Annotated in this window: 19 protein-coding genes; 12 read left to right on the plus strand and 7 right to left on the minus strand. The window is 71.5% G+C overall.

The genetic code is table 11. The features are described 5' to 3' along the window. Positions 1 to 76: 76 nt before the first annotated feature. From ACFQWG_RS01045 to ACFQWG_RS01075, 7 genes are all read left to right on the plus strand, one after another. Positions 77 to 559, plus strand: a complete 483-nt coding sequence (locus tag ACFQWG_RS01045) for a PH domain-containing protein (RefSeq protein WP_380971328.1) — start codon at positions 77 to 79, stop codon at positions 557 to 559. Beyond that, positions 556 to 2196, plus strand: a complete 1641-nt coding sequence (locus tag ACFQWG_RS01050) for a PH domain-containing protein (RefSeq protein ID WP_380971330.1) — start codon at positions 556 to 558, stop codon at positions 2194 to 2196. The genes ACFQWG_RS01045 and ACFQWG_RS01050 overlap by 4 nt, the downstream gene beginning before the upstream one ends. Beyond that, entirely contained in the window at positions 2196 to 3104 is a 909-nt protein-coding gene (locus tag ACFQWG_RS01055; protein WP_380971332.1) for a Rossmann-like and DUF2520 domain-containing protein, read from the plus strand. Before ACFQWG_RS01050 ends, ACFQWG_RS01055 begins: the two co-directional genes overlap by 1 nt. 126 nt (positions 3105 to 3230) lie before the next feature. Further along, positions 3231 to 4118 (plus strand): pantoate--beta-alanine ligase, encoded by an 888-nt coding sequence (gene panC / locus ACFQWG_RS01060; RefSeq protein ID WP_380971333.1) that lies wholly within the window; start codon positions 3231 to 3233, stop codon positions 4116 to 4118. An 8-nt stretch (positions 4119 to 4126) separates the two neighbouring features. Continuing rightward, positions 4127 to 4546: an aspartate 1-decarboxylase gene (gene panD / locus ACFQWG_RS01065; protein WP_380976158.1), complete on the plus strand. Its 420-nt coding sequence runs from the start codon at positions 4127 to 4129 to the stop codon at positions 4544 to 4546. A 98-nt stretch (positions 4547 to 4644) separates the two neighbouring features. Beyond that, positions 4645 to 6231: a lysine--tRNA ligase gene (gene lysS / locus ACFQWG_RS01070; protein WP_380971335.1), complete on the plus strand. Its 1587-nt coding sequence runs from the start codon at positions 4645 to 4647 to the stop codon at positions 6229 to 6231. A gap of 39 nt (positions 6232 to 6270) precedes the next feature. Then, positions 6271 to 7428, plus strand: coding sequence for a YibE/F family protein (locus ACFQWG_RS01075; protein ID WP_380971337.1), 1158 nt, complete (start codon positions 6271 to 6273; stop codon positions 7426 to 7428). 116 nt (positions 7429 to 7544) lie between these two features. Here ACFQWG_RS01075 and ACFQWG_RS01080 read toward each other — a convergent pair whose 3' ends face one another. From ACFQWG_RS01080 to ACFQWG_RS01090, 3 genes are read right to left on the minus strand one after another with little or no spacing between them, the layout of a single operon-like run. Then, positions 7545 to 8312 (minus strand): ATP-binding protein, encoded by a 768-nt coding sequence (locus tag ACFQWG_RS01080; RefSeq protein ID WP_380971339.1) that lies wholly within the window; start codon positions 8310 to 8312, stop codon positions 7545 to 7547. Between the two features lie 41 nt (positions 8313 to 8353). After that, positions 8354 to 8860, minus strand: a complete 507-nt coding sequence (locus tag ACFQWG_RS01085; RefSeq protein ID WP_380971341.1) for an amino-acid N-acetyltransferase — start codon at positions 8858 to 8860, stop codon at positions 8354 to 8356. Next, positions 8857 to 9840 carry a sugar-binding transcriptional regulator gene (locus tag ACFQWG_RS01090; RefSeq protein WP_291496304.1) on the minus strand — a complete coding sequence of 328 codons (984 nt, stop codon included), beginning with the start codon at positions 9838 to 9840 and terminating at the stop codon, positions 8857 to 8859. Before ACFQWG_RS01090 ends, ACFQWG_RS01085 begins: the two co-directional genes overlap by 4 nt. A 163-nt stretch (positions 9841 to 10003) precedes the next feature. Here ACFQWG_RS01090 and ACFQWG_RS01095 point away from each other — a divergent pair, with 163 nt between their 5' ends. The 3 genes from ACFQWG_RS01095 to glpK all read left to right on the plus strand — a co-directional run bounded on the left by ACFQWG_RS01095 (position 10004) and on the right by glpK (position 14434). Further along, a complete protein-coding gene (locus tag ACFQWG_RS01095; protein ID WP_380971343.1) occupies positions 10004 to 11731 on the plus strand; it encodes a glycerol-3-phosphate dehydrogenase/oxidase in 1728 nt (575 codons plus the stop codon). Between the two features lie 238 nt (positions 11732 to 11969). Continuing rightward, positions 11970 to 12788, plus strand: a complete 819-nt coding sequence (locus ACFQWG_RS01100) for an MIP/aquaporin family protein (RefSeq protein WP_380971345.1) — start codon at positions 11970 to 11972, stop codon at positions 12786 to 12788. Positions 12789 to 12904: 116 nt separating this feature from the next. Continuing rightward, a complete protein-coding gene (gene glpK / locus ACFQWG_RS01105) occupies positions 12905 to 14434 on the plus strand; it encodes a glycerol kinase GlpK (RefSeq protein ID WP_380971347.1) in 1530 nt (509 codons plus the stop codon). 124 nt (positions 14435 to 14558) lie between these two features. On the opposite strand, the gene ACFQWG_RS01110 is transcribed toward glpK, so the two are convergent. The 3 genes from ACFQWG_RS01110 to ACFQWG_RS01120 form a co-directional block, all read right to left on the minus strand. Further along, positions 14559 to 15119, minus strand: coding sequence for a nuclease (locus ACFQWG_RS01110; protein WP_380971349.1), 561 nt, complete (start codon positions 15117 to 15119; stop codon positions 14559 to 14561). A gap of 71 nt (positions 15120 to 15190) precedes the next feature. Continuing rightward, positions 15191 to 15907 carry a PspA/IM30 family protein gene (locus ACFQWG_RS01115; protein ID WP_380971351.1) on the minus strand — a complete coding sequence of 239 codons (717 nt, stop codon included), beginning with the start codon at positions 15905 to 15907 and terminating at the stop codon, positions 15191 to 15193. Beyond that, positions 15900 to 16706 carry a TetR/AcrR family transcriptional regulator gene (locus ACFQWG_RS01120; RefSeq protein WP_380971353.1) on the minus strand — a complete coding sequence of 269 codons (807 nt, stop codon included), beginning with the start codon at positions 16704 to 16706 and terminating at the stop codon, positions 15900 to 15902. The genes ACFQWG_RS01115 and ACFQWG_RS01120 overlap by 8 nt, the downstream gene beginning before the upstream one ends. A 150-nt stretch (positions 16707 to 16856) precedes the next feature. Here ACFQWG_RS01120 and ACFQWG_RS01125 point away from each other — a divergent pair, with 150 nt between their 5' ends. Both ACFQWG_RS01125 and ACFQWG_RS01130 read left to right on the plus strand, forming a co-directional pair. Then, on the plus strand, positions 16857 to 19637 hold the full coding sequence (locus tag ACFQWG_RS01125) for an MMPL family transporter (RefSeq protein ID WP_380971355.1): 2781 nt from the start codon (positions 16857 to 16859) through the stop codon (positions 19635 to 19637). 4 nt (positions 19638 to 19641) lie between these two features. Continuing rightward, positions 19642 to 22119 carry a hypothetical protein gene (locus tag ACFQWG_RS01130; protein WP_380971357.1) on the plus strand — a complete coding sequence of 826 codons (2478 nt, stop codon included), beginning with the start codon at positions 19642 to 19644 and terminating at the stop codon, positions 22117 to 22119. 27 nt (positions 22120 to 22146) lie between these two features. Here ACFQWG_RS01130 and ACFQWG_RS01135 read toward each other — a convergent pair whose 3' ends face one another. Further along, positions 22147 to 24177, minus strand: coding sequence for a TPM domain-containing protein (locus ACFQWG_RS01135; RefSeq protein ID WP_380971359.1), 2031 nt, complete (start codon positions 24175 to 24177; stop codon positions 22147 to 22149). Between the last annotated feature and the right edge of the window lie 96 nt (positions 24178 to 24273).

Genomic DNA, 24273 nt, shown 5'->3' on the forward strand with positions numbered 1-24273 from the left:
CGGACGGAGCCGGAGGCGGGCTGTGCGACGATGGTTCCTGCGAGGGCTCTGCTTCCCTCAGACAGGAGATCCGACGATGCCAGACCCCCTCAACCCGCTGGACGTCCATTTCGCCCCGGTCTCATCCGCCCTGGTCACGGTGCGCGTCATCGCGGTGCTGCTGTGGACGGCGCTGCCCGCGGTCGTGTGCGCGGTGCTGGCCGTGGTGCTCACCCCCTGGATCTGGGCCGGGGCCGCCGCACTGCTCGTCCTGATGGTCTGGCTGCTGTGGCTGATTCCGCGCCAGGTGCGGGCGCAGGGGTTCGCGGAGACGGACCACGAGTTCATGATCCGACGCGGCATCATGTTCCGCAGCCTGACCGTGGTGCCCTACGGGCGCATCCAGTACGTCGACGTGTCCGAGGGGCCGATCGCCCGGCACTTCGGCATCGCTTCCATCGCGCTGCACACGGCGTCCGCGGAGACCTCCGGGTCGCTGGACGGCCTGCCGGCCCAAGAGGCCGCCCGCCTGCGCGACATGCTGGCCCACCGCGGTTCAGCAGAGCAGGCGGGGCTGTGAGCGGCGGGGGCCGGGCCCCGGAGCGCGTGCGGGCCGTCGATGCCGGGGTCCCCGCCGACCAGTGGCGCCGCGTCCACCCCGTCTCCCCGGTCCTCAACGCGTGGAAGGCGCTCGCAGCCCTGCTCGCGGTCATCGTCTACCAGAACGCGGACCTGGTCGCCGACGTCCTCAGCTCCTCATGGGCCCGGGAGAGGGGAGCCGGCGTCGTCGCCCTCATCGTGGTCGCCGGCCTGATCGTCTTCCTGCTGATCGCCGCCGCGTACTCGTGGCTCGCCTGGCGCTCGACCTCCTACGCCGTCACGGACGAGGCCGTCTGGTACCGCTCGGGCATCCTCTTCCGCTCCCAGCGCCATGCCCGGCTGGACCGGGTGCAGTCGGTGGACATGGTCCACCCCCTGCTCGGACGGCTCTTCGGCCTGGGCCGCCTGTCCGTGGAGGTGGCCGGCGGAGCCGGGTCGAACCTCTCCTTCGGCTACCTGTCCACGTCCGTCCTGGAGGAGCTGCGCGCGGAGATCCTCGCGCTGGCCGCCGGGCTGCGGGTCGCCTCGCAAGGATCGGAGCCCCCCGGGCGCGCCGCCGAGCCCTCCGCCCTCCAGGGCTCCTCGCCCGCGCGCGGGGCGGCGCCCTCGCCCACGGCCGCCGCGTCTTCGCCGGCGGCGGGCGCCCAGGCGCAGGCGCGGGTCCCCGTCGCGCAGGAACGGGTCCTCTACACCGTGGCGCCGGGCCGACTCGTGGCGTCGCTGCTGCTGTCACCCGGCGTCATCGCCGCCCTGCTGGCCGCTCTCGGCTTCCTGGCGCTGGCCGTGGTGCTCACCGTGGTCTCCGGTCCGCGGGCCCTCAGCGGCATGGCGGGGGCCGTGCCGGCGGTGCTCGTCGCGGCCTCGATGGTGTGGGGGCGCTTCGCCGGCGAGTTCAACTTCCAGGCGGCGGTGTCTCCGGACGGCATTCGGATCCGCCGCGGGCTCACCGAGACCAGCGCGCAGACCATCCCGCCGCGCCGCGTCCACGCCGTGCGCATCGAACAGCCCCTGCTGTGGCGGCGGCGCGGGTGGTACCGCGTGACGATCTCGCAGGCCGGCTACGCCGGCGGGGACGACTCGCAGTCGGGGTCCGGCGCCCGCGGGGACGTCCTGCTGCCCGTGGGCAGCCGCGAGCAGGCGGAGTTGGCGCTGTGGCTGGTCGTGCGCGACCTGGGCGTCGAGGACCCCCAGGCCTTCCTGGCCGACGGGCTGGAGGGCGCCGGGGAGCAGGCCTCGCCGTTCGTCCCCAACAGCCGGTCGTCGCGTTCCCTGGACCCGTGGGTGTGGCGCCGCCGCGCGGTCGCGCTGACCGCGTCGGTGCTGGCCGTGAGGGACGGGCGCATCAACCGCCGTCTGAGCGTCACGCCCGTCGAACGCCTCCAGTCCGTGGGCGTCACACAGGGGCCGCTCGAGCGTCGCCTGGGCCTGGCCGACCTGGAGATGCATATTGTGCCGGGCGGCGTCCATGCGCACGCCCACCATGTCGACGCGGACCGCGCGCGCGACCTGGCCGGACGGCTGCTGGTCCTGGCTCGGGAGAGGCGCGCCGCCGAGCCGCCCGAGAAATGGATGCTCCGCGTCCACCGGGCGGTCGAGGACATGGGGGAGCAGGCCTGATGGCCCCGCAGGCGGGGCGCCCTGGTCGCCTGGGCGTCGGGGTCATCGGCATGGGCCATGTCGGGCCGGTGCTCGGTTCCGCGCTGCGCGCTGCCGGACACGCGCTGGTCGGCGTGTCCGCATCCTCTGAGGAGTCGAGGGAACGCGCCGACGCGATGCTCCCCGGCGTCCCCGTCCTGGAGGTGCCCGACATCGTGCGCCGCGCCGAGATGGTGCTGATCGCCATCCCCGACGACCAGATCGCCCCGCTGGTCGCGGGGCTGGCCGGACTCGGGGCGTGGCAACCCGGCCAGCTGGTCGTCCACACGTCCGGGGCCCACGGGTTCTCCGTGCTGGACCCCGCACGCCGGCGCGGCGCGATCCCGCTGGCGATCCACCCGGCGATGACGTTCACCGGCACCTCTCTGGACGTCGCGCGGCTGGAGGGCACCCCCTTCGCCGTGACGGCCCCCACGCCGGTGCTGCCCATCGGGCAGGCTCTCGTCGTCGAGATGGGCGGAGAGCCCGTGGTGGTCGGCGAGGCCCAGCGCGCCCTGTACCACGCGGCCCTCGCCCACGGCGCGAATCACCTGGTGACGCTCGTCGTCGAGGCCGGGCGGGCCCTCGCAGACGCCGGAGTGGAGGACCCCGGCGCCTATATGCGGCCTCTGCTCGAGGCGGCGCTGGACCGCGCCCTGCGCGATGGGGAGGGCGGCCTGTCCGGGCCCGTCGAACGCGGGGACGCGGGGACCGTCACCCGTCACATGCGCGCGCTGTTGGACGCGGGCGATCTCGACGACGTGGCGGACACCTACGCCCACATGGCGGAGGCGACGGTGAGGATGCTGGAGCGCTCCGGGCGGCTCTCGGAACGCGCGGCTACGCAGCTTCGGGCCGCCCTGGCGCTGGGAGACCTCGAGGACGAGTGACCTGGGCCCGAGGGCGGCCGGCCGGAGACAGGGCCGGGACGCCGCCCGATGTGGGGGTGCGGGCCGGCGCGCGGCACAATGGGGACGAACGGCCCGTCCAGGGACGCTGTCAGGAGGAGACACACCGTGACAGACACACCCGCCACTCCCATCGTGGCGCGCACGCGCGCGGAGCTCGCCCGCGCCCTGTCGGCCCAGGCCGGCAGCCGCGCGCTGGTGATGACGATGGGCGCCCTCCACGAGGGGCACCTCTCCCTGGTGCGCCGCGCCCGGGAGCTGGCCGATCACGTGGTCGTCTCGATCTTCGTCAACCCCGCCCAGTTCGCGCCCGGAGAGGACTACGACGCCTACCCCCGCACGCTGGACGCGGACCTGGCGGCGCTCAGGACCGTCGGCGCGGAGGTCGTCTTCGCCCCCCAGCCCGGTGAGGTCTACCCGGTCCCCGCCTCCTTCACGCTGGACCCGGGCCCCATCGCCCGCGTCCTCGAGGGCGCGACACGGCCCACGCATCTGGCGGGCGTCGCGCTGATCGTGACGAAGGTCATCAACCTGGTACGGCCCGACGTGGCCCTGTTCGGCCAGAAAGACGCCCAGCAGCTGGCGATGGTGCGCCTGCTGGTGCGCGACCTCGACCTCCCCGTGCGCATCGAGGGCGTCCCCATCGCCCGCGACACCGACGGCGTCGCCCGCTCCAGCCGCAACCAGTACCTCTCCGCCGATGAGCGGGTGCGCGCCCGCGCGCTGTCGCGCGCCCTGCGGGAGGGGACGCGCGTCGCGGACGAGGGCGGCGCCGCCTCCGCCGTCGCGGCGACGGCGCGGAGGGTCCTCGCGGCCGAGCCGGATGTCGGCGTCGACTACGTCGCATTGGCGGACGCCGACACCTTCGAGGTCCGGGGCGAGGGGGACGACGCGGCCGCCGCGGGGCGTCCCGCCTATCTGCTCGTGGCCGCCAGGGTCGGGGCGACCCGCCTCATCGACAACACGATCGTGACTCCGGGAGGGGATCCACGGTGAGCGAAGTCATGCGCCCCATGATCCAGGGCAAGATCCACCGGGCGACGGTCACCTCGGCGGATTTGAACTATGTGGGCTCGGTGACCATCGACGCGGACCTCCTGGACGCCGCCGGAATCCTCGAGGGGCAGCAGGTCGACATCTCCGACATCGCCAACGGGCAGCGGCTCACCACGTACACGATCGCCGGCGAACGGGGCTCAGGCGTCCTGCGCCTCAACGGCGCCGCCGCCCGCCTGGTCTCGGTCGGCGACCTCGTCATCGTCATGGCCTATGCCCAGGTCCCCGAGTCGAGGCTCCCCTCCTGGCGTCCGAAAGTGGTGTTCGTCGACGCCGCCAACCGGATCGTGGAGGTCGGCGAGGCCATCGGCCATGTGCCGGAGGACTCCGCCCGCGCCCGGGAGCTCGGCCTCAGATCCTCCGAGTGACGCCGCCTCCGGCGCCGCCCCGGCCGGGGCAGCGGGGCGGGCCGGTGGCGAGGGGCGCTGGCGGCGGCCAGCCGGGGCTCTCCGCGCCACCGGTTACCATGGTGGGTGTGACTGAGCAGAACTCCGACGCAGCTTCCGCAGCGACGCCCTCGTCCGACGATCTCCCCGAACAGGTGCGCGTCCGCGCGGACAAGCGTCGGAGGATGCTGGAGGAGGGGATCCCCCCCTACCCGGTGGTGCTGCCGATCACCTCGACGATCAAGCAGGTCAGAGCTGATTTCGCGGATCTGGGGACCGGCGAGGAGACCGACGTCGTGGTCGGCTTGGCCGGACGCGTCATGCTGATGCGCAACGGCGGGAAGCTGTGCTTTGCGACGCTGCAGGACGGGGAGGGCAACCGCCTCCAGGTCATGCTCTCAGCCCGGGAGGTCGGCGCGGAGTCGCTGGCGGGGTACAAGGCGGACGTCGACCTGGGCGACCACGTGTTCGTGCACGGGCGCGTGATCTCCTCGCGTCGCGGAGAGCTGTCGATCATGGCGGAGCCCGGCGGCGAGGGCGCGCCGGGCGGCGCGGCCCCCGCCTGGGCGATCGCCTCGAAGGCCCTACGCCCTCTCCCCAAGGCCTACACGGCCGAGGACGGCACCGAGATGGCCCTGTCGGAGGACATGCGGGTGCGTCGGCGCTACCTCGACCTCATCGTGCGCCCGGCGGCGCGCGAGATGGTGCGTCTGCGAGCGCGGGTCGTGAAGTCTCTGCGCCAGTACTTCGACGACGCCGGGTTCGTCGAGATCGAGACCCCGATGCTCCAGGTCCTCCACGGGGGCGCGGCGGCGCGGCCCTTCAAGACCCACATGAACGCCTACGACGCGGACCTCTACCTGCGCATCGCCCCGGAGCTCTACCTCAAGCGCGCGGTCGTGGGGGGCGTCGAGAAGGTCTTCGAGATCAACCGGAACTTCCGCAACGAGGGCGCCGACTCCTCCCACTCCCCGGAGTTCACGATGCTCGAGGCCTACGAGGCCTACGGCTCCTACGACACGATGGCGACGCGGACACGGGAGTTCATCCAGAGGTCCGCGCGCGACGCCCTGGGCACCGAGCAGGTCACGCTGCCCGACGGGACGGTCTACGACCTGTCCGGCGAGTGGGCCCAGATCAGCCTCTACGACGCCGTGTCGGAGGCGGTGGGGCGCGAGGTCACGCCCCGGACGCCGCGCGCGGAGCTGGTGTCGCTGGCGGCCGGGCTCGGAGAGGAGATCCCCGACCACTACGTGCCGGGCAAGATCGTCGAGGTGCTCTTCGAGAAGACGGTCGGCGACCGGCTGTGGGCCCCGACCTTCGTCCGCGACTTCCCCGAGGACTCCAGCCCCCTGACCCGCGGCCACCGCTCGAAGCCCGGGGTGGTGGAGAAGTGGGACCTCTACGTCCGGGGATTCGAGCTGGCGACCGCCTACTCGGAGCTGGTCGACCCCGTCATCCAGCGCCAGCGCCTCGAGGCCCAGGCGCTGGCCGCAACCGAGGGGGATCCCGAGGCGATGGTGCTGGATGAGGACTTCCTCCAGGCCATGGAGTACGGCATGCCCCCCTCCGGAGGCATGGGGATGGGCCTTGACCGCCTGCTCATGGCGCTCACCGGTCAGGGCATCCGCGAGACGATCACCTTCCCGCTGGTCAAGAAGATCTGAGCCCGAAGCCCGGCGTGCGCCGACGCTAGGGTGGGCATCATGTCGCACTCCCATGGACACCGCGGGCCGGCGCCCGCGAGCCGCACGGTGGTCGTCGGCCTCTCCATCGTCATGGTCGCCCTGTTCGCGGCCACCCTCGTCGCGCTGGCGCTGCTCTGGCCGCGGGCGGCGGACCTGCCTGAGCGCCGCAGCTTCTTCGCGGAGGGGACCCGGGAGGTCGGTGGAACGGTCCTGAGCATCGAGGACCGTGGTGACGTCCAGGGCGGGGAGAACGCGACGGTGAGGGTGAGCCTGGACGGGACGGACGAGCAGGCAGACGTCCAGCTGGGCGCCGCGCTGGTCACCGACGACATCGTGGGCGCCCGGATGCGCCTGGTCGAGGTTCCGGCGGCGGAGGGGAGCTCCCCCCAGGGGGCGGCCTACATGTTCATGGACTTCCATCGGGGCGTGCCCCTGATCGTCCTGGGGGTGGCGCTGGCCGTCGTCGTCATCGCGGTGGCGCGCCTCAAAGGCCTGGCGGCGCTGGTCGGACTCGCCGGCGCCCTGGCGCTCCTCTGGTTCTTCACGCTGCCGGCGCTCCTGGCCGGCCGCCCGTCCGTGGCCGTGGCGCTGACGACGGCCGGAGCCGTGCTGTTCATCGTCGTCTACCTCGCCCACGGGATCTCGGTGAAGTCGTCGACCGCCTTGCTGGGGACCTTCGCGGGCATCGCCGTGGTGACGGCCCTGGCGGCCTGGGCGATCCCGGCCTCGCACCTGCTGGCGGCGGGCAACGAGGAGATGACGCAGCTCGCCTTCTACGCCCGCAACGTCGATCTGCGCGGCGTGCTGCTGTGCGGGATGGTGCTCGGCGGCGTCGGAGTGCTCAACGACGTGACGATCACGCAGGCGTCGTCCGTGTGGGAGCTGCGGGCCGCGGCGCCGGAGGACACGCGGTGGAGCATCTTCGCGCGGGCGATGAGGATCGGGCGCGACCACATCGCCTCGACGGTCTACACGATCGCGTTCGCCTACGTCGGCGGGGCCCTGGGCCTGCTGATGCTCGCCTCGACGCTCGATCGCGGCCTGGCGGAGCTCGTCACCTTCGACGACATCGCCCATGAGCTGGTAGGCATCGCGGTCGCCTCCATCGGCCTGGTGCTGGCGATCCCGCTGACGACGGCGATCGCTGCGGCGTTGGTGGGGCGCCCGCGACACTGACGGCCCGCAACGGAGTGTGGTCTCGGCGCAGTTTCGGGATGTCCGTGGTGCCGGAGGCTTGCCGAGACCCCATGCGGCCAGCCGAGGTCGCGGGACAGCGTCGCCCCGACCGACGGTCAGGGCCGGGCGGCGGCCCGCGCGCGTTGCTCGGCGTGGGCCAGGGCCTCCAGCGCCGCGGCGGCCTCCTCCAGGGAGCCGATCGGCCGGCATCCGCACGCGACCCAGTGGCGGATCTTCGCCGGCTCCTCGCGCGCGAGTTTGACGCCGCGCATGAGCAGCACGGTGGGGGGCTTGCGCGCCTCGCCGAGGTCGCGCAGCAGGCGGAACCACATGTTGCGCAGCGGCGAGCGGGCGATGCACAGGGCGTCCGCCAGGACCCCCTCGTCCTCGAGCCGGTGGACGAGCTCGGCGGAGAAGATGCCCTCGGCGATGAACAGGGCGTCGTCGTCGTCCAGCACCATGCGCCGTGTGCCGGTCCGGCGGTTCGTCGGGATGTCGTAGATCGGGACTTCGGTGGCACCTGTGCGGCACAGCTCCATGACCGCGGCCGCGGCGTCGTCCGCATTCCACGAACCGACGTGGTCCCAGTCCACCAGCCCCTCGCGGAGCATCGGCATACCGGGTTCGTCCCCGTCCCGGTAGAAGTGGTCGAGGGCGAGCGAGGAGAGCCCGGTGCGCGTCGACAGCGAGGTCTTGCCCGACCCGGAGGGCCCGGACAGGATGATGACGCGGGCCCTCAGCCGGCGCGCACCCGGAGGGACCTCGAAGAGCCCGGCCTGGTCGGCCGCGGTGTCGGGCACGGCCGCGGAGGAGGGATCGGCCCCGCCGCCCCGTCCGGCCGGGTCGTCGCCGGGCGCAGGGGACTCCGCGGGCTCGATGTGCATGGGGCGATTTTAGTCGCCCGCGTCCGGGCCCCGGGTCGGCCTCACAAGTCCAGCAGCATCCGGGTGTTGCCCAGGGTGTTGGGTTTCACGGAGGCCAGGTCCAGGAACTCGCGGACCCCGTCGTCGTGGCTGCGCAGCATCTGCGCGTACACGTCCTGTCCGACGGGAGTCCCCTCGATGACGTGGAAGCCGTGCCGGGTGAAGAAATCGACCTCGAAGGTCAGGCAGAACACGCGGCGCAGACCGAGGTCGCGGGCCCGGGCGATCAAGGCCTCCAACAGCGCGGACCCGAGTCCCCGGTGGAGGAGGTCCTGGCGGACGGCCAGGGTGCGGACCTCGGCGATGTCGTCCCACATGACATGCAGCGCGCCGCATCCGACCACCTGCCGGCCGTCGTTCGGATGCTCGCAGACGATGAACTCCTGGATGTCCTCGAAGTAGTTGATGAGCTCCTTGGAGACGAGGATCCGCCGCTCCGCGTAGGGACTGACCAGGTCGGCGATCGGTCGGGCATCGAAGGGTCGGGCGTCTCTCAGGCGGAATGTCATCGTCCCATTGTGCTCGGGCGCAGAGGCGAGGCGTGGGCCAGGTCGAGGAGCGTGCGGGCGGCGCCGTCGTCGAGGACGAGGTCCGTGGCCACGCCGGCGCGCAGAGCGCCCAGCAGGGGAAGGGCCTTCGAGGATCCGGCGACGACGCACAGCCGCCGCGGGATGCGCTGGAGGACGGCTGGCGTCGGTCCCGACGCGCGGCGGTTGAGCTCCATGTCGGTGGAGCCGTCCTCGCGGATGAGGACCGTGCACACGTCGCCGACGACTCCGTCGGCGCGGGCCCGAGCGAGCTCCTCTGGGTCCAGGAAGCCTCCGGAGTAGACGTGGGATGGAAGGTTGGAGGACAGCGATCCTACGCCGAATAGGGCGACGGTGGCGGAGTCGATGATGCGCAGGACCTTGCGGATCGAGCGTTCCCGCCACAGCGCCTGCTTCGTGTCGGCGTAGTCGAAGAAGGCGGGGACCGGGAAGTGGACCATGCGCGAGCCGAAGGCCTCGGCCGCCTGGGAGATGATGGCGTCGGCGTAGGGCAAGCCGGACTGGGAGGCGTTGGCGGCGCCGTTGAGCTGGACCACGGTGGAGCCCGGGAAGGCGACATGAGGGAGGAAGCGGGTGACCTCGGCCGTCGTGTTGCCCCAGGCGATGCCCAGGACCGCCTGGGGCTCCATGAGGTCGAGCAGTCGCTCGGCGGCCACGCGGGCCACGTTGGTGAGGCGGTTGACGTCGGTGTCGACGTCGCGCACGGGGACCACGGAGGTGGTGACCCCGAAGAGCTCGTGGATGCGTCCCGCCAGCGTGCCCCGCGCGCCCGGCGAGGCCGCGACCGAGATCCGCACGAGTCCCGACTCCCGGGCGTAGGCGAGCAGGCGGGAGACGGAGGAGCGGGAGACGCCCAGGTGGCGGGCGACCTCCTCCATCGTGTGCCCCTGGAGGTAGTACATCGACGCGGCCTCATGGGCCTGCTCATCACGGATGCTCACGGCCCCTAGTGTGGCATGCACAGACGTGCACGTGGGCGGAATCAACGTGCAGACCCTGCCATACTGTGTGCTGCACGATGAATCGGGACCAAGGGCTCAGATGTCGCCCGTGTGATCGATGGCACAGCATGGTCAGCAGACCTCGAGGGGGAGTGAAATGAGCATGGCAGCACCCGTCCTGTCGGCCAAGACGCGCGAGGAGCATCTCGCGCGGATGGGCAGCGGGGAACCTCTGGACGTCCTGGTGATCGGCGGTGGCGTGACCGGTGCCGGCATCGCCCTGGACGCGGCCACCCGGGGGCTGAGCGTGGGGATCGTCGAGGCGCAGGACTGGGCCTCCGGCACGTCCTCCCGCTCCTCGAAACTGGTCCACGGCGGCCTGCGGTACCTCTATCAGCTGGACTTCCCGCTGGTCGCCGAGTCGCTACGGGAACGGGGGCTGCTGCTCACCACGACGGCCCCGCACCTGGTCAAGGCCCAGCCGTTCCTCTGGCCGCTCAAGACCCCTGTCGTCGAGCGCGCCTACTCGGCGGTCGGCGTGGGCATGTACGACGCGATGGCGCAGTGGGCGCACCGGGGCTCTGTCCCCGTCCAGCGCCACCACCGCCATCCGCCCCGACGCCCTGACTGGCTCCATCGTCTACTATACTACGACGCCCGCGTCGACGACGCCCGTCTGGTGGTCACCCTGGTGCGCACCGCGGTGCGCTACGGGGCGCTGGCGGCCAACCGCACCCAGGTGGTCGGCCTGTCCAAGGACGCCTCGGGCCGTGTCAACGGCGCGGACCTGCGTGACCTGGAGTCCGGCGCGGACATCCACGTCGCGGCGCACAGCGTCATCAACGCCACGGGCGTGTGGACGGAGAAGTCCCAGGCGCTGGCCGGGACGGGCGGCGGCCTGAAGGTGCTGGCCTCCAAGGGCATCCACATCGTCGTTCCCAAGGACCGCATCGACTCCAAGGTCGGGATCTTCCTGCGCACCGAGAAGTCCGTCCTCTTCATCATCCCGTGGAAGCGCTACTGGGTCATCGGGACGACCGACACGGCCTACCACGAGGACAGGCGCGATCCGGTGGCCGACGCGGCCGACATCGACTACGTCCTCGACCATGCGAACTCCGTTCTGGCGCGCCCGTTGACCCGTGACGACGTCGTCGGGACCTTCGCCGGCCTGCGTCCGCTGCTGCAGCCCGGCACGCTGGACGGTGACGAGTCGAAGTCGACGAAGGTCTCCCGTGAGCACACCGTCACGGAGGCGGCCCCGGGCCTCACCGTCATCGCGGGGGGCAAGCTGACCTCGTACCGCCAGATGGCCGAGGACGCCGTGGACTTCACGCTGGGGGAGCGGCGCGCCCACGCCACCCCGTCGGTCACCGCGGAGACTCCGCTGGAGGGGGCCGACGGCTACCACGCACTGTGGAGCAGGCGCCGCGCCATCGCCGCCCAGTCGGGCCTCAGCGTCGACCATGTCGAGGACCTCCTGGACCGCTACGGCTCCGACGTCTCCGTCATCCTGGATTCCATCGGGGAGCGTCCCGATCTGGCGGGCGAGCTCGCCGGCGCCCCGGAGTACCTGCGTGCGGAGATCGCCTTCGGCGTCACCCACGAAGGGGCCCTCCACTTGGAGGACCTTCTGGCCCGCAGGACCCGGCTCACCTACGAGCACCGCGACCGCGGACTCGCCGTGGCTGAAGAAGCCGCCGAACTGGCCGGGGAACTGCTTGGATGGGACACGAAGCGGAAGGATGCCGAACTGGCCGCTTACCGGGCCCGCTGCGAGGCGGAGACCAGGGCCCAGGACATCCAGGACGAGAAGGAGGCGCAGCGCGTGCGCGGCGAGGTCGGCGAGGTCACGCCGTTCCTCGACGTGGCACCCGGCGTGCAGGGCTGAACACCCCCTCGCCCAGCGGCACCGTCAGCAGGAGCCGCCCCGGTCCCCTTCTTCCTGGATCTCCAGGGTGAAGAGGGGGTCGGACGGACTCCGGGCTGGCACCATGGACTCGTGACTCAGTCACGACCGACGTCGCTCTGGTTGACCTCGCCATCGGGGAACGCGGGGGCGGCTGAGGAAAGGCGGAGAACCCGCTCTCAGATCGATGCGAGGACGCGTCGAAGAAAGGTGAATGAACGTGTTCACAACACTCCTCCCCTTGGAGTCGGCCATTCCGGCCAATCCCACGACGTGGGACATCTTCTCCTCAGAGTTCCTGGGGACGATGATCCTGATCCTCTTGGGTGCCGGCGTGTGCGCGACGAACAACCTGTTGAAGTCGAAGGGCCACGGCGGTGGCTGGCTGATGATCAACTTCGGATGGGGTCTCGCCGTCTACATGGGCGTCTACGCCGCGTGGAAGACCGGCGGCCACCTCAACCCCGCGGTCACCATCGCGAAGGTCGTCGCCCACGGCTACAACCCCGATGTCACGCTGAACGGGGCCGCGATCGGCGCTGGCGGTGTCGCGGTGACCTTCGCCAACGTGATGATCTACATCCTCGCGCAGATGCTCGGCGCCTTCGTGGGCGCCGTCCTGGCCTACCTGGCCTTCAAGAAGCAGTTCGACGCGTCCGGCGAGGTGGATCCCGGAGCGAAGCTGGGCGTCTTCGCGACGGCCCCTGAGTCCCGCTCCTACGGCTGGAACGTCGTCACCGAGGCCTTGGGCACCTTCGTGCTGATCGTCTTCGTGCTGGTCGCCGGCGGCACCCCGACGCAGGTCGGTCCGCTCGCCGTCGCGCTGATCATCGTCGTCATCGGCACGTCCCTCGGCGGGCCGACCGGATACGCGATCAACCCCGCCCGTGACCTCGCCCCCCGTATCGCGCACGCCATCCTGCCGATCAAGGGCAAGGGCTCCTCGGACTGGGCCTACGCCTGGGTGCCGATCGTCGGCCCCATCATCGGCGCGATCCTCGCGACCGTCGTCGTCTACGGCCTGGGCATGGCTGCCTGACGCATCCCGGAGAGCGGACGGGGCGGCGACGCCCCGGTCTGTCCGGACCGAGGGCGGTCCGCCCCGTCCGCTTCCACCCTCAGTTCTGAACTACCTCGAAGAGGAGATCGATTCACATGGCAGAGGACGCCAAGTTCATCATGGCGATCGACCAGGGCACGACGTCGTCCCGGGCGATCATCTTCAACCACGCCGGGGAGATCGTGGCGGTTGGTCAGGAGGAGTTCCCCCAGATCTTCCCGCAGCCCGGATGGGTTGAGCACAACCCCGTCGACATCTGGACGTCCGTGCGCAACGTCGTCGCGCAGGCTCTGGCGAACGCCCAGATCAACCGCCACCAGCTGGCGGCGGTGGGCATCACGAACCAGCGCGAGACCACCATCGTGTGGGACAAGAACACGGGCGAGCCCGTCTACAACGCCATCGTGTGGCAGGACGCGCGCACCGGCTCCATCGTCCGCGAGATCGCCGCCGGCGACCCGCTGGGCACCGAGCGCTACCGCCAGATCACCGGTGAGAACATCTCGACATACCCCTCGGCCACCAAGATCAAGTGGATCCTGGACAACGTCCCCGGGGCGCGCGAGAAGGCCGAGGCCGGGGACCTGTACTTCGGCACCCCCGACACCTGGGTCCTGTGGAACCTCACGGGCGGCACGGAGGGCGGCGTGCACGTCACCGACGTCACGAACGCCTCGCGCACCCTGCTGATGGACGTGCGCACGCTCCAGTGGCGCGAGGACATCTGCAAGGACTTCGGCATCCCGATGTCGATGCTCCCCGAGATCAAGTCCTCCTCGGAGATCTACGGCTATGGCCGCCCCACCGGGCTGCTCATTGACACCCCGGTCGCGGGCATCCTGGGCGACCAGCAGGCGGCGACCTTCGGCCAGGCGTGCTTCGAGCCCGGCATGGTGAAGAACACCTACGGCACGGGCTGCTTCACGCTGATGAACACGGGCGCGGAGCCGGTGTTCTCGAAGAACGGCCTGCTCACCACCGTCCTGTACAAGCTGGGCGACAACAAGCCGGTCTACGCGCTCGAGGGCTCGATCGCGGTCGCCGGGTCCCTCGTCCAGTGGATCCGCGACAACCTCGGTCTCATCACGAAGTCCTCGGAGATCGAGGACTTGGCGAAATCCGTCGACGACAACGGCGGGGTCTACTTCGTCCCGGCGTTCTCCGGCCTGTTCGCGCCGTACTGGCGTGACGAGGCCCGCGGCGCCATCGTGGGCCTGACCCGTTACGCCACCAAGGGCCACATCGCCCGCGCGGTGGAGGAGTCGACCGCCTTCCAGACCCGTGAGGTCGTCGAGGCCATGAACGCCGACTCCGGCATTCCGCTGGCCGAGCTCAAGGTCGACGGCGGGATGACCAACGACGAGCTGCTCATGCAGTTCCAGGCCGACATCCTGGGAGTCGACGTCGTCCGCCCGGTCGTCGTGGAGACCACGGCCCTGGGCGCTGCCTACGCCGCCGGAATCGCCGTCGGCTACTGGTCGGGCACCGATGACGTCATCGCGAACTGGCAGGAGGGCAAGCGCTGGTCGCCGGCGCTCGACAAGACCGAGGTCGAGCGCACCTACCGCCTGTGGAAGAAGGCCGTCACGCGGACCTTCGACTGGGTGGACGACGACGTGAAGTGAGGTCCTTTCCGTCCCCTCCCGCTCTGTCCGGGCGGGTCCGGGATCGATGAGGACGGCTGGGGCCCTCCACCCGCGCGGGTGGAGGGCCCCAGCGCGCGCCGGCGCCTCGGCCGGGGCCGGCCGATCAGAGGAAGTCGAGCGGGTCGAAGTCGTCCAGGTCGATGATGTGGATACGGGGCAGCCTCACCTGGAAGGCGTGGACGTCGTATTCGAGATCGAAGACCTCCAGTCCCAGGGCCTCCAGCTCGTGGAGCTGGGAGGACATGAACTCCTTGAAGCAGATGACGCCCACCTTGCGGCCCAGCTCGAGGAGCGCGCGCATCTGCGGGACGAAGTCCGCGTCGTGGCTGCCCAGGATGACCGATCCGCTGTCCTTGTGGGCGATCGCCTCGAGGGTGCGCTGGATGCCGACATCGACGACCTTGACGGTGGACGGGGCCGACAACGGGATCGGCTGGTAGTCCATCGCCGAGAGCGCCTGGACGAAGGACATCGGCAGGTAGCCGTTGGAACCGTTGAGGAAGAACAGGCCCTTGGCGGGCTGGCCCCACGCCTCTCCCGCCGCTGCCAGGACGCGATCCCATCGAGGACGCTCCTCGGGGGTGGGGCGGTGGTCCAGGACTGACATGCCCAGAGTGGCGTCGATGTTCTCGCCGTCGACGACGAGGTACGTGGTTTCTTCCATGGACACAGAGTATCCGGCGGGCGGGCGCCTCCGCGGGGAGGGCACCCGCCCGCCGGACGGCACCTGGCGGGTCAGGCCTTGTGCTTGAGCGCCGCCAAGCGGGCCTCGACCTCGAGATCGTCGGAGTCGGTCTGCAGCTCGGCGAACTGCGACTCCAGCGAGGAGGAGGCCACCTCGGCCTTGCCCTGCGCCTGCGCCTCGGCGCGGCGGACCTTGTCCTCGTAGCGCGACAGCTCCGAGCTGGGGTCCAGCACGTTGATCGACGAGATCGCGTCGGTGACCTTCGCCTGCGCCTCGGCGGTCTTCTGGCGGGCCACGAGCTGGTCGCGCCTCGACTTGAGATCGGAGAGCTTGTCCTTCATGCCGGTGAGGCCGGTTTTCAGCTTGTCGACGGTCTCGGTCTGTGAGGCGATGAGCGGCTCAGCGTCCTTCGCCTCCTTCTCGAACTGGATCTGCTTGCCGAGGGCCACCTTGGCCAGGCCGTCCCACTTGTCGGCGCCGGCGGCATCGCCCGCCGCCCGCAGCTGCTCGGCCTTGTCGGAAGCGGCCTGGGCCTTGCGGCCCCAGTCGGCGGCGACAGACACGTCGTCGTCGTGGTCCCTCTCCGCCAGACGGAGGTTGCCGACCGTCTGGGCGACGGCGGTCTCGGCCTCGGCGATGGAATTCGTGTAGTCGCGGATCAGCTGATCCAGCATCTTCTGCGGATCCTCGGCACGATCGATGAGGGCGTTGATGTTGGCCTTGGCCAACTGGGCGACGCGGCCCAGGATCGACTGCTTCTCAGTCATGGGGGGTTCCTCCATTCACCGACGTGACCGTTTTCACGCCGTTGGAGGAAGAATATCCGGTGGGGCTGAGGCGCGCGCAGTCGAGGACTCGCAGAGGGCGGGGAGCGTGAGCCGGTGACGGCTCCGGGGCCCCGCGCGGATGCGGGTCCGCCGGGTCGGCGGGCTCGCTGAGCGTCCACATGAGCAAGGTGGCGATCCCGTGGAGCCGCTCACGCGGATCGGGGTCGGTCACGCCCATCTCCTCCGCGGAGATGGAGTCCATGAACATGACGATGAGGAAGTCGGCGATGTCGCGGACGGCGAGGAGGGGCCGGCGCCCCACCCGCTCCAGCCCCTGCTCGACGATGCGGGCCAACGACCTCGTGAAGTCCGTGCGCGACACCGATCGTGCCCTCTCCGAATCGGGATTCCGCATGACGTAGAGGGCGAGCTCGGTGGTCAGCGCGTAGAGCACGCGGCCCCGCGGGCGAAGGTCGTCGAGGATGACGAGAACCTCCTCGGGGCCCGCCCCGGCGCGGAGACGCGCATTGCACGCAAGCTCGACATCGTCGAGGATCCGGCGGAGGTTGTCCGTCACCGTGGCCAGAAACAGCTCGTCCATGGTCGAGAAGTTCGAGTAGAAGGCGCCGCGCGTGAACCCGGCCTGCGCCACGATGTCGTCGATGCGGGAGCTGGCGAATCCCTTCTCGGTGAAGACCGCCGTCGCGGCCTCCAGCAGGCGCGCTCGGGTGTTCTCGCGCCGCCGCACCGGGCGGCCGGCGTCGCCGGCCCGGTCTTCCGCCGCTGTCCGCGTCGCCATCGCCCGACCTCCCGGATGAGTGCGGACGCGCCATGCGACCCGCGGATCGCGTCCGCGCCTGCCGCTGGCGTGTCCAGGTGGATCGAGTATAGTCTTGGATTCGATTCAAGATTGTATCGAGTTCTGTCGACGTCCACCGCAGGAGAGCCCATGTCCTCGTTGCTTCACCGGGTCGGGCGCTGGTGCGCCGCGCATGGCTGGCAAGTCATCGCCATCTGGACGGTGGTCCTGGCCGCGCTCGTCGGCGGGGTGGCGATCACCGGCATCGACCTGGACGACACTTTCGAGGCGCCGGGCTCCGAGGCCGCGGACGGCTTGTCGATCCTGCGCGAACAGGTGCCCCAGATCGCGGGGACCAGCGGCCAGATCCTGTTCACGGCCGCTGACGGGGACATCGGCGCCCACCGGGACCAGATCGAGGACGTCCTCGACCAGGTGAGCGCCATCCCGGGCGTCACCGCGGTCACCGATCCGTTCGACGACTCGACGAACACGGTGAGGGAGGACACGTACGCCCTGACCCAGGTCCAGGCCGACGCGGAGATCGACCGCGACGCCTCCCGGGACGCTTTGGAGGCCATCCGCGCCTCCGTGCCCTCGGACTCGGGAATCGAGGTCGGCATCGGGGGCGATCTCGCGGCGGGCGCCGAGGGGGTCTTCCTCTCCGCGACGGAACTGCTCGGTGTGGTCATCGCTCTCATCGTCCTTCTCGTGGTGTTCGGGTCGTTCCGCGCCGCGGTCATCCCGATCGTCACGGCCATCCTGGGGGTCGGCATCGGCGCGTGCGTGGTCCTGCTCACCGCCGCGATGACCGATGTCTCGTCGACGGCGCCCACGCTCGCCGTCATGATCTCGCTGGCCGTCGGCATCGACTACTCGCTGTTCGTCCTCTCGCGCCATCGCGACAACCTCGCGCGGAACCTGCCGCCCGCCGAGGCCGCCGGCCGGGCCGTGGGCACGGCCGGCTCGGCCGTCGTCTTCGCGGGGGCGACGGTCATCGTCGCCCTGTGCGGGATGTTCGTGGCGGGAATCCGCTTTCTCACCATCATGGGGCTTGTCTCCGCCGCTGCCGTCGCCGTCGCCGTCCTGGTCGCGCTCACCTGCGTTCCGGCGCTCGCCGGCCTCTTCGGAGCCCGGATCCGACCGAAGGCCCACCGGCCGCGCGCCGCCCTCGTCGACGGAGCCGGACGGGACGATCACGGATCGGGCCCGTCCCCGGCGCGTCCCGGCCGCCACAGGATCGCGAACGCCTGGTCCGGGCTGCTCACCCGGTTCCCCGTGCCCGCCGTGGTCGCCTGCGTGGCGATCGGCGTGGTCCTCACGCTGCCCGCCCGAGGCATGGAGCTCGGCATCCCCGATCGCGGTTACGACGAGCCGGGCACCCAGACGCGCACGACGTACGACACGATCTCCGAGATCTACGGCGAGGGGTACAACTCGCCGATCATCGTCATCGGCACGCTCGTCAACTCCACGGATCCGAAGGGAACAGCCACGGCGCTGGGAGACGCGCTGGGCGGCTACGACGGCGTGGCGGACATCGCCCTGGCCACCCCCGATCCCAAGGGCACGATCGCCGTCGTCGAGGTGGTTCCCTCGGCGGGGCAGACGGACAGGGCGACAACCGATCTCGTCTCCGCGATCCGCTCCGACCGCCTCCAGCTGGAGGCCGACACCGGCGTGAACGACCTCATGGTCACCGGCATCACGGCCGTCATCATCGACGTCGAGAGCACGCTCGACGCGGCGCTGATGCCGTTCCTGCTCCTCGTCGTCGGCGTCTGCTTCGTGCTGCTCATGGTCGTCTTCCGGTCGCTGCTCGTGCCGCTGACCGCCGCGCTCGGGTATGCGCTGTCGCTGGGGTCCGCGCTAGGCGTGACGACGTGGGTGTTCGTCGAGGGGCATCTGGCCGACGCCATCGGGGTGTCCAAGGTCGGGCCCTTCCTCTCCTTCATGCCGATGATCGTCATCGGCGTGCTGTTCGGGCTGGCCATGGACTACCAGATGTTCCTGGTCTCGCGGATGCTGGAGGCGCACGCGGACGGAGAGAACGCCGTCGCCGCCATGCGGCACGGCTTTGCGGGCTCCTCGCGCGTCGTCGCCGCGGCCGCGACCATCATGCTGGGGGTCTTCGCGGCGTTCATCCCCGAGGGGAACGTCTACGTCAAGCCCATCGCGACGGGGCTGGCCGTCGGCGTGTTCGTCGACGCGTTCATCGTGCGCATGACGCTGATCCCGGCCCTCATGCGGCTCATGGGAGAACGCGGATGGTGGCTGCCGCGGTGGCTCGATCGCAACCTGCCCGTCCTGGACGTCGAGGGCCGGGGGCTTGCGCGGGCCCTGGAGCACGAGGACTGGACGCGCCGGCGGGGGCCTGCCGTGGTGCGCGCCGAAGGCGTCACGCTCGGCGAGGGCGACGACCTGGTGGTCACCGGTCTCGACCTGGTGCTGCGCGCCGGGCAGATCGCGCTCGTGCGCTCGGACTCGCTGCTGGCGCGCCGCGCCCTGGCTGCGACGCTGGGGGCTCGGTTGCGGCCCTCGGGCGGCCGGCTCGTCGTCACCGACCACGTGCTGCCCGACGGCACCGCCGCGGTGCAGGCCCAGACGGCCGTCATCCGCGCCTTCGACGACCCGGTGCCTGGGCACGCGCGGCTGGTCGTCGTCGACGACCCCGGGGAACGGCGCTGGAACCGCGCCGCGGAGTTGGCCGCCGGGAACGCCGCCGTCGTCGTGACCGCGCCGGGCGGCGCCATCCCGCCCGCCTCGGCTGAGCGGGAGGTCGCCGCCGTGGTGGACATCGGTCCTGGCGGCGCGTCCTCGACGCATGACCTCCGCGGCGGCCAGGCGGGTGAGGCGGCGGTTCCCGCGCCCGTCCCCGAGCCGGCCCGTCCTCTGCCCGGATCCGCACGACCCGAAGAAGAAGCCGAGTGAAGCCATGAAGAAGAAGCTCTCGATCACCCAGATCCTCACCGTGCTGGTCCTCCCGGTCCTCGTCGGACTGGCCGTCTTCGGCGCGGTGTCGCCCATGCGCGCCCAGGCCGAGTTGGTGTCGGCGGCGCTGGTCAATCTGGACGAGCCAGCGACGCTGCCCGACGGCTCGACGATGCCGGCGGGACGCCTGCTGGCTGGACGGCTCCTGGAGCCGGACACCGCTCTGACGGCCGCCAGCTCGACGGGGGCGACCGAGGACACCCTCGACTTCACCGTCGTCGGGCAGTCGGACGCCGACGCGGGTTTCGCGGAGGGCGCCTATGACGCCGTGGTGGTGATCCCGCAGGGATTCTCCGACGCCGTCGCGTCGACTCTTGCCGGCACGCCGGCCGACGCCACCGTGCAGGTGCGGACCAACGGCGCGTCCTCCCGGACGGTCGGCACGCTCACCCAGCAGGTCGTCGGCGCCGCCGCGCAGAGCCTCGGGACGACGATCACCGTCGGGTACCTCGACAGCTCATTGGCGTCGATGACGACGCTCGGCTCGTCGCTGAGTGAGGCCGCGGACGGCGCGTCGGCCATCGCCGACGGCGCCGGAGCGGCCCAGAGCGGCGCGTCCGCGCTCGCCGACGGCGCCACCACCGCCTCCACGGGGGCGGACGAGCTTTCCGACGGGCTGGGCGCGCTGGCCTCGGGCGCGGCGCGGCTGTCCGGCGGGGCACAGTCCCTGTCCGGTGGCGTCTCGCTGCTGTCCTCCGGGGCGAACACTCTGTCCTCGGGAGCCTCCACCGTCGCCTCCGGAACGCGGCAGCTGGCGGACGGCACCTCGCTCGCGGCCCAGGGCACGGCCACTCTCAGCACGGGCGTGTCCGACTACACCGGCGGCGTCCGCCAGGCCTACGACAGCATGACGACGCCGCAGGCCGGCGCGTCCCAGAGCCTGGTGGACGGGGCGGGAACCGCTGCTGCCGGTGCAACTGCGCTGTCTGCGGCGATTGGGACAGACAACGACACGCTCGCCGACGGAACTGTGGTCGGTACTCTTAGCACATTGAGTGCGAACTCGGAGGATTTGCGCGGTGAGGAAGTGACTGCGGACCAGGTGACGCAGTATCTTCTCAACGGCCAGCTCGACAAACTGAGCGGCGTCAACGGCTACACCGGCGCGGTGGACGCGCTCGCCGCGAACTGCGTGGCGCTGGGCGGTGGCAACACGGTGTGCAGTGCCCTCGCGCAGTTGTCCTCGACGTCCGGCGAGCTCCGGACCGGTGTCTCCACCTACACCGGCGGCGTCGACACCCTCCACGCCGGGGTCACCGCCCCCGATCCCGCGACGGGCTTGACCCTGGCCGGGGGCGCCGCGAAGCTCGCCGACGGCTCGCGGACCGTGGCCGGGGGCGTCGCCGCGGTCGCCGACGGCATCGACGCGAACCTCCTCGGAGAGAACGCGGACGCGCTGACGTCGGGCGCCACCGCCCTCGCGCGGAACCTGTCCGAGGGAGCGGTCTCGGCCGCGCAACTGGCGGCGGGTGCCTCACAGGTGTCGAACGGCGCCACATCGCTCGCCTCGGGCGCCGCGCAGGCCGTCGGCGGGGCGTCCGATCTGGCGGATGGCGCGGGCGTCCTCAGCGCGAACGCGCAGACCGCGGCCCAGGGAGCCTCGGCCCTGTCCACCGGGATCGCCCGGCTGGAGGACGGGGCACATGAGCTGGCGAGCGGGATTCCGTCCCTGGCCAGCGGCTCAGGCGATCTGGCCGACCAGCTGCAGTCGGGCGCCGACCAGGTGCCTTCCTACACCGACGCCCGGGCGGGCGCGCTCGCGGACGCCCTGGCCCAGCCGGTCGGCGTCGACGCCCAGACGCTGGACGATGTCTCCGTCCGGGCCTCGATCGCGCCCGCGGCCGCATCCGTCGCGCTGTGGATCGCGGGCCTGGCCGTCGTGCTGCTCCTCGGGGTGATGAGCGCCCGGACGGTGGAGGCCGCGATGTCTCCGGTGCGCGTGCTGGGGGCGTCTCTGCGTCCCGCGCTCGTGCTGGCGCTCGTCCAGGCGCTGCTCGTCGCCGTCGTCCTGGCGATCTGGGGCGGCGGACTGGGCAGCCCGGCCGGCACGGTCGGGCTGCTGGTCCTGGGGGCTGTGACGATGACGGTCGTCCACTCGGCGCTGGTGGCGGCCCTGGGGACGAAAATGGGGGCGGCCGCTTCGGTGCTCCTTCTGGTGGTTCAGGTCGCCAGTCTCGGCGCCCTCTTCCCCGGAGCGGGGCAGAACGGGTTCTTCGGCGTTGTCCGTGCGGTCCTGCCGTTGCCCGCCCTGGAGGCCGTCCTGCAGAACCGCCTCGTCGGCCCCATCGGCTCGGGCGCGGGCGGCAGCGTCGCGATCCTGGTGGCGTGGCTGGCGGTGAGCGCGGTCGTGGCCGTCATGGGCGTGATGCGCCGACGCAGCACGACCGTCGCCGAGATCCGCTCAGCCATCGCCCACGCGTAGCCGGCTCCGGCGTCCGGTCGGGGCACGTCAGAACCGGCCTCCGCCGCCCCCGCCGAAGGAGCCCCCGCCGAAGGAGCCCCCGCCGCCTCCGCCGAAGCCGCCTCCGCCGAAGCCGCCGCCCCCGCCGAAGAATCCGCCGCCGAACCCCCCACGTCGGGGCCCGTCGTCGCCCCAGCCGCCGTGGTGCCCTCCTCCGAGGTTGCCGAGCAGGATCGACCACAACAGGGCGTCGCCGACGGACGGCCCCTGCGATCCGGAACGGGGAGGCTCTGGCGTGCCGGAGCTGAGGATGCTCCGCGCGATGGACTCGGCCTCCTCCGCGCTGCCCATCGACGCCGCCGGGTCGGAGTCGAGCGACCGGCGGGCCTGTCCCAGGGCCTGTTCGGCCCGGGAGATCTGTGAGCGAGATTCCAGGGGCATCAGCCCGCGGCGCGACTGGATGAAGGTCTGGGCGCTGGCCACCCACTGCTCGGCCGAGCGGATCCTCTCGGCGGCGTTCTTCGAGGCCTTCGCCCGCTGGTCTTCGGCGGAGCGCAGGTTCGCCAGAGCCGCGTCGAGGGCGGCCTCCGCGTTGGTGAGGTCCTCGAGGGCCTGCAGCGGATCGCCGTCGCCGTCGCGGGCCCGGCGGGCCTCGGCGACGGCCTTCTGCGCGTCCTCGACCAGCGGCGCGAAGGCCGTGGGATCGGCGCCCAGGCGGGTGACATCGCTGAGATCGGAGGTCAGGGACGCGATGGCCTGGGTCAGCCTGCCGGAGGCGTCAGCGAGGTTCTTCTGGGCGTCCATGATCGCGCTGATCTGAAGTCGGGCCATCGCGACCGCCCGCAGCCCGGTGTCGATGGCCTCGACGGCGCGGGCGCGATCCCCGCCGTCGAGCGCCGCCTGGGCCTGGTCTGCGGCCGTCGTCGCCGACGAAAGCAGGGCGCGGGCCTGGTCCGGGTTGTCCATGAGGGAGGCGATCACGGTCTGGGGGTAGGCGGCGGACAGAGCCTGCAGCTCCGTCTGGGCGCCGTCAATGGATGCGGACGCCTCCGCGATCCGCTCGCGCAGACCCGCCAACTGCTCGTCGGCTCCGGCCTCGGAGTCGCGCAGGTCGTGGAATTCCTTCTGTTGGGCGGCCAGCGGGTTCATGACGGAGTCCAGGCGGGAGAGGATCCGGTCGGCGGCCGCCCCTCGGGAGGCGTCGTCGTCGGCCTCGTTCATGGCCCGCTGGTCGGCGAACGACTGATCGACCCCCTCGCGGGCGGCGGCGACGGCGGTCGCATAGGCGTCGGTGCGCGTGGCGCCGAACTGAGCGCGCGCGAATTCGAGCTCGTCGGAGGCGCTGCGGACCATCTCATCCGCCTCGAGCAATCGCCGGTTGGCGAGATCCGCTTTCTGGGCCACCGACTGGGCCTGGGCCCGGTCCGAACGGGCGATGCCCTGGCGGGTCCGGCGCTGGCCCCGCCAGATGACGACGCCGATGACCACCGCCGCCAGGACGATGAGGAGGAGGACCACGGAGCCCGCGGAGATCCCGGAGCCTGAGGGCGGCCCGCTGGAGGCTCCTGCGTCGGAGCCCCCTCCGCCTGAGCCACCGGCGCCCTCGACCATGGTGTTCGCGAAGGCGACGATCGCCTGCGCGGCGTCGTCGGGCTGGAGGGGATCGGACTGCGAGAGGTGGTCGCGCGCCGCGGACCTGGCCTGGGTGAGCGTGGAGTCCGAGACCGTGGCCTGCCCGTCGTTGCCGCACCATCCCTCGGCGCGCTCCTCGTAGGCGATGACATAGACGACGGACGTGGGCGACAGGCCCGACGCCTCGCCAGCCGCCTGGCACCAGTCCACGACGTCCTCGCCCGACAGATCGGGGACCGTCACGGCGTAGAAGTCGATGCCCGCCCGGCCTGCCTGCTGGGCCGCGTCGCGGATCTCCTGGACGTTGGCATCGGAGAGATAGCCCTCCGGGTCCGTCACGGCGTCCCCGATGCTCACGGGCGCTGTGGCCAGGGCGGTGCCCGCGGCCAGCGCCAGCGCTCCTGTCGCAGCGGCCAGAGCCGCCGCCAGCCGGTGGATGGTTCTCACGTCGTCCCCCTTCGCAGGCGCCCTTGAGGTGGGCACTGACAGCCTAGACGAGCGGCAGGGATCGCCCTCGACGGGCACGGGAACTATCATGGATCG

Source organism: Schaalia naturae, assembly GCF_042665795.1.
Classification (GTDB): Bacteria; Actinomycetota; Actinomycetes; order Actinomycetales; family Actinomycetaceae; genus Pauljensenia; species Pauljensenia naturae.

Excerpts from the sequence above, each read along its gene's own strand:
- ACFQWG_RS01095 (WP_380971343.1), top strand. The coding sequence starts at position 10,004 with ATGGCAGCACCCGTCCTGTCGGCCAAGACGCGCGAGGAGCATCTCGCG.
- lysS (WP_380971335.1), top strand. The coding sequence starts at position 4,645 with ATGGTGGGTGTGACTGAGCAGAACTCCGACGCAGCTTCCGCAGCGACG.
- ACFQWG_RS01055 (WP_380971332.1), top strand. The coding sequence starts at position 2,196 with ATGGCCCCGCAGGCGGGGCGCCCTGGTCGCCTGGGCGTCGGGGTCATC.
- ACFQWG_RS01125 (WP_380971355.1), top strand. The coding sequence starts at position 16,857 with ATGTCCTCGTTGCTTCACCGGGTCGGGCGCTGGTGCGCCGCGCATGGC.
- ACFQWG_RS01085 (WP_380971341.1), bottom strand. The coding sequence starts at position 8,860 with ATGACATTCCGCCTGAGAGACGCCCGACCCTTCGATGCCCGACCGATC.
- panD (WP_380976158.1), top strand. The coding sequence starts at position 4,127 with ATGCGCCCCATGATCCAGGGCAAGATCCACCGGGCGACGGTCACCTCG.
- ACFQWG_RS01115 (WP_380971351.1), bottom strand. The coding sequence starts at position 15,907 with ATGACTGAGAAGCAGTCGATCCTGGGCCGCGTCGCCCAGTTGGCCAAG.
- ACFQWG_RS01075 (WP_380971337.1), top strand. The coding sequence starts at position 6,271 with ATGTCGCACTCCCATGGACACCGCGGGCCGGCGCCCGCGAGCCGCACG.
- ACFQWG_RS01045 (WP_380971328.1), top strand. The coding sequence starts at position 77 with ATGCCAGACCCCCTCAACCCGCTGGACGTCCATTTCGCCCCGGTCTCA.
- glpK (WP_380971347.1), top strand. The coding sequence starts at position 12,905 with ATGGCAGAGGACGCCAAGTTCATCATGGCGATCGACCAGGGCACGACG.
- ACFQWG_RS01120 (WP_380971353.1), bottom strand. The coding sequence starts at position 16,706 with ATGGCGACGCGGACAGCGGCGGAAGACCGGGCCGGCGACGCCGGCCGC.
- ACFQWG_RS01080 (WP_380971339.1), bottom strand. The coding sequence starts at position 8,312 with ATGCACATCGAGCCCGCGGAGTCCCCTGCGCCCGGCGACGACCCGGCC.
- ACFQWG_RS01130 (WP_380971357.1), top strand. The coding sequence starts at position 19,642 with ATGAAGAAGAAGCTCTCGATCACCCAGATCCTCACCGTGCTGGTCCTC.
- ACFQWG_RS01110 (WP_380971349.1), bottom strand. The coding sequence starts at position 15,119 with ATGGAAGAAACCACGTACCTCGTCGTCGACGGCGAGAACATCGACGCC.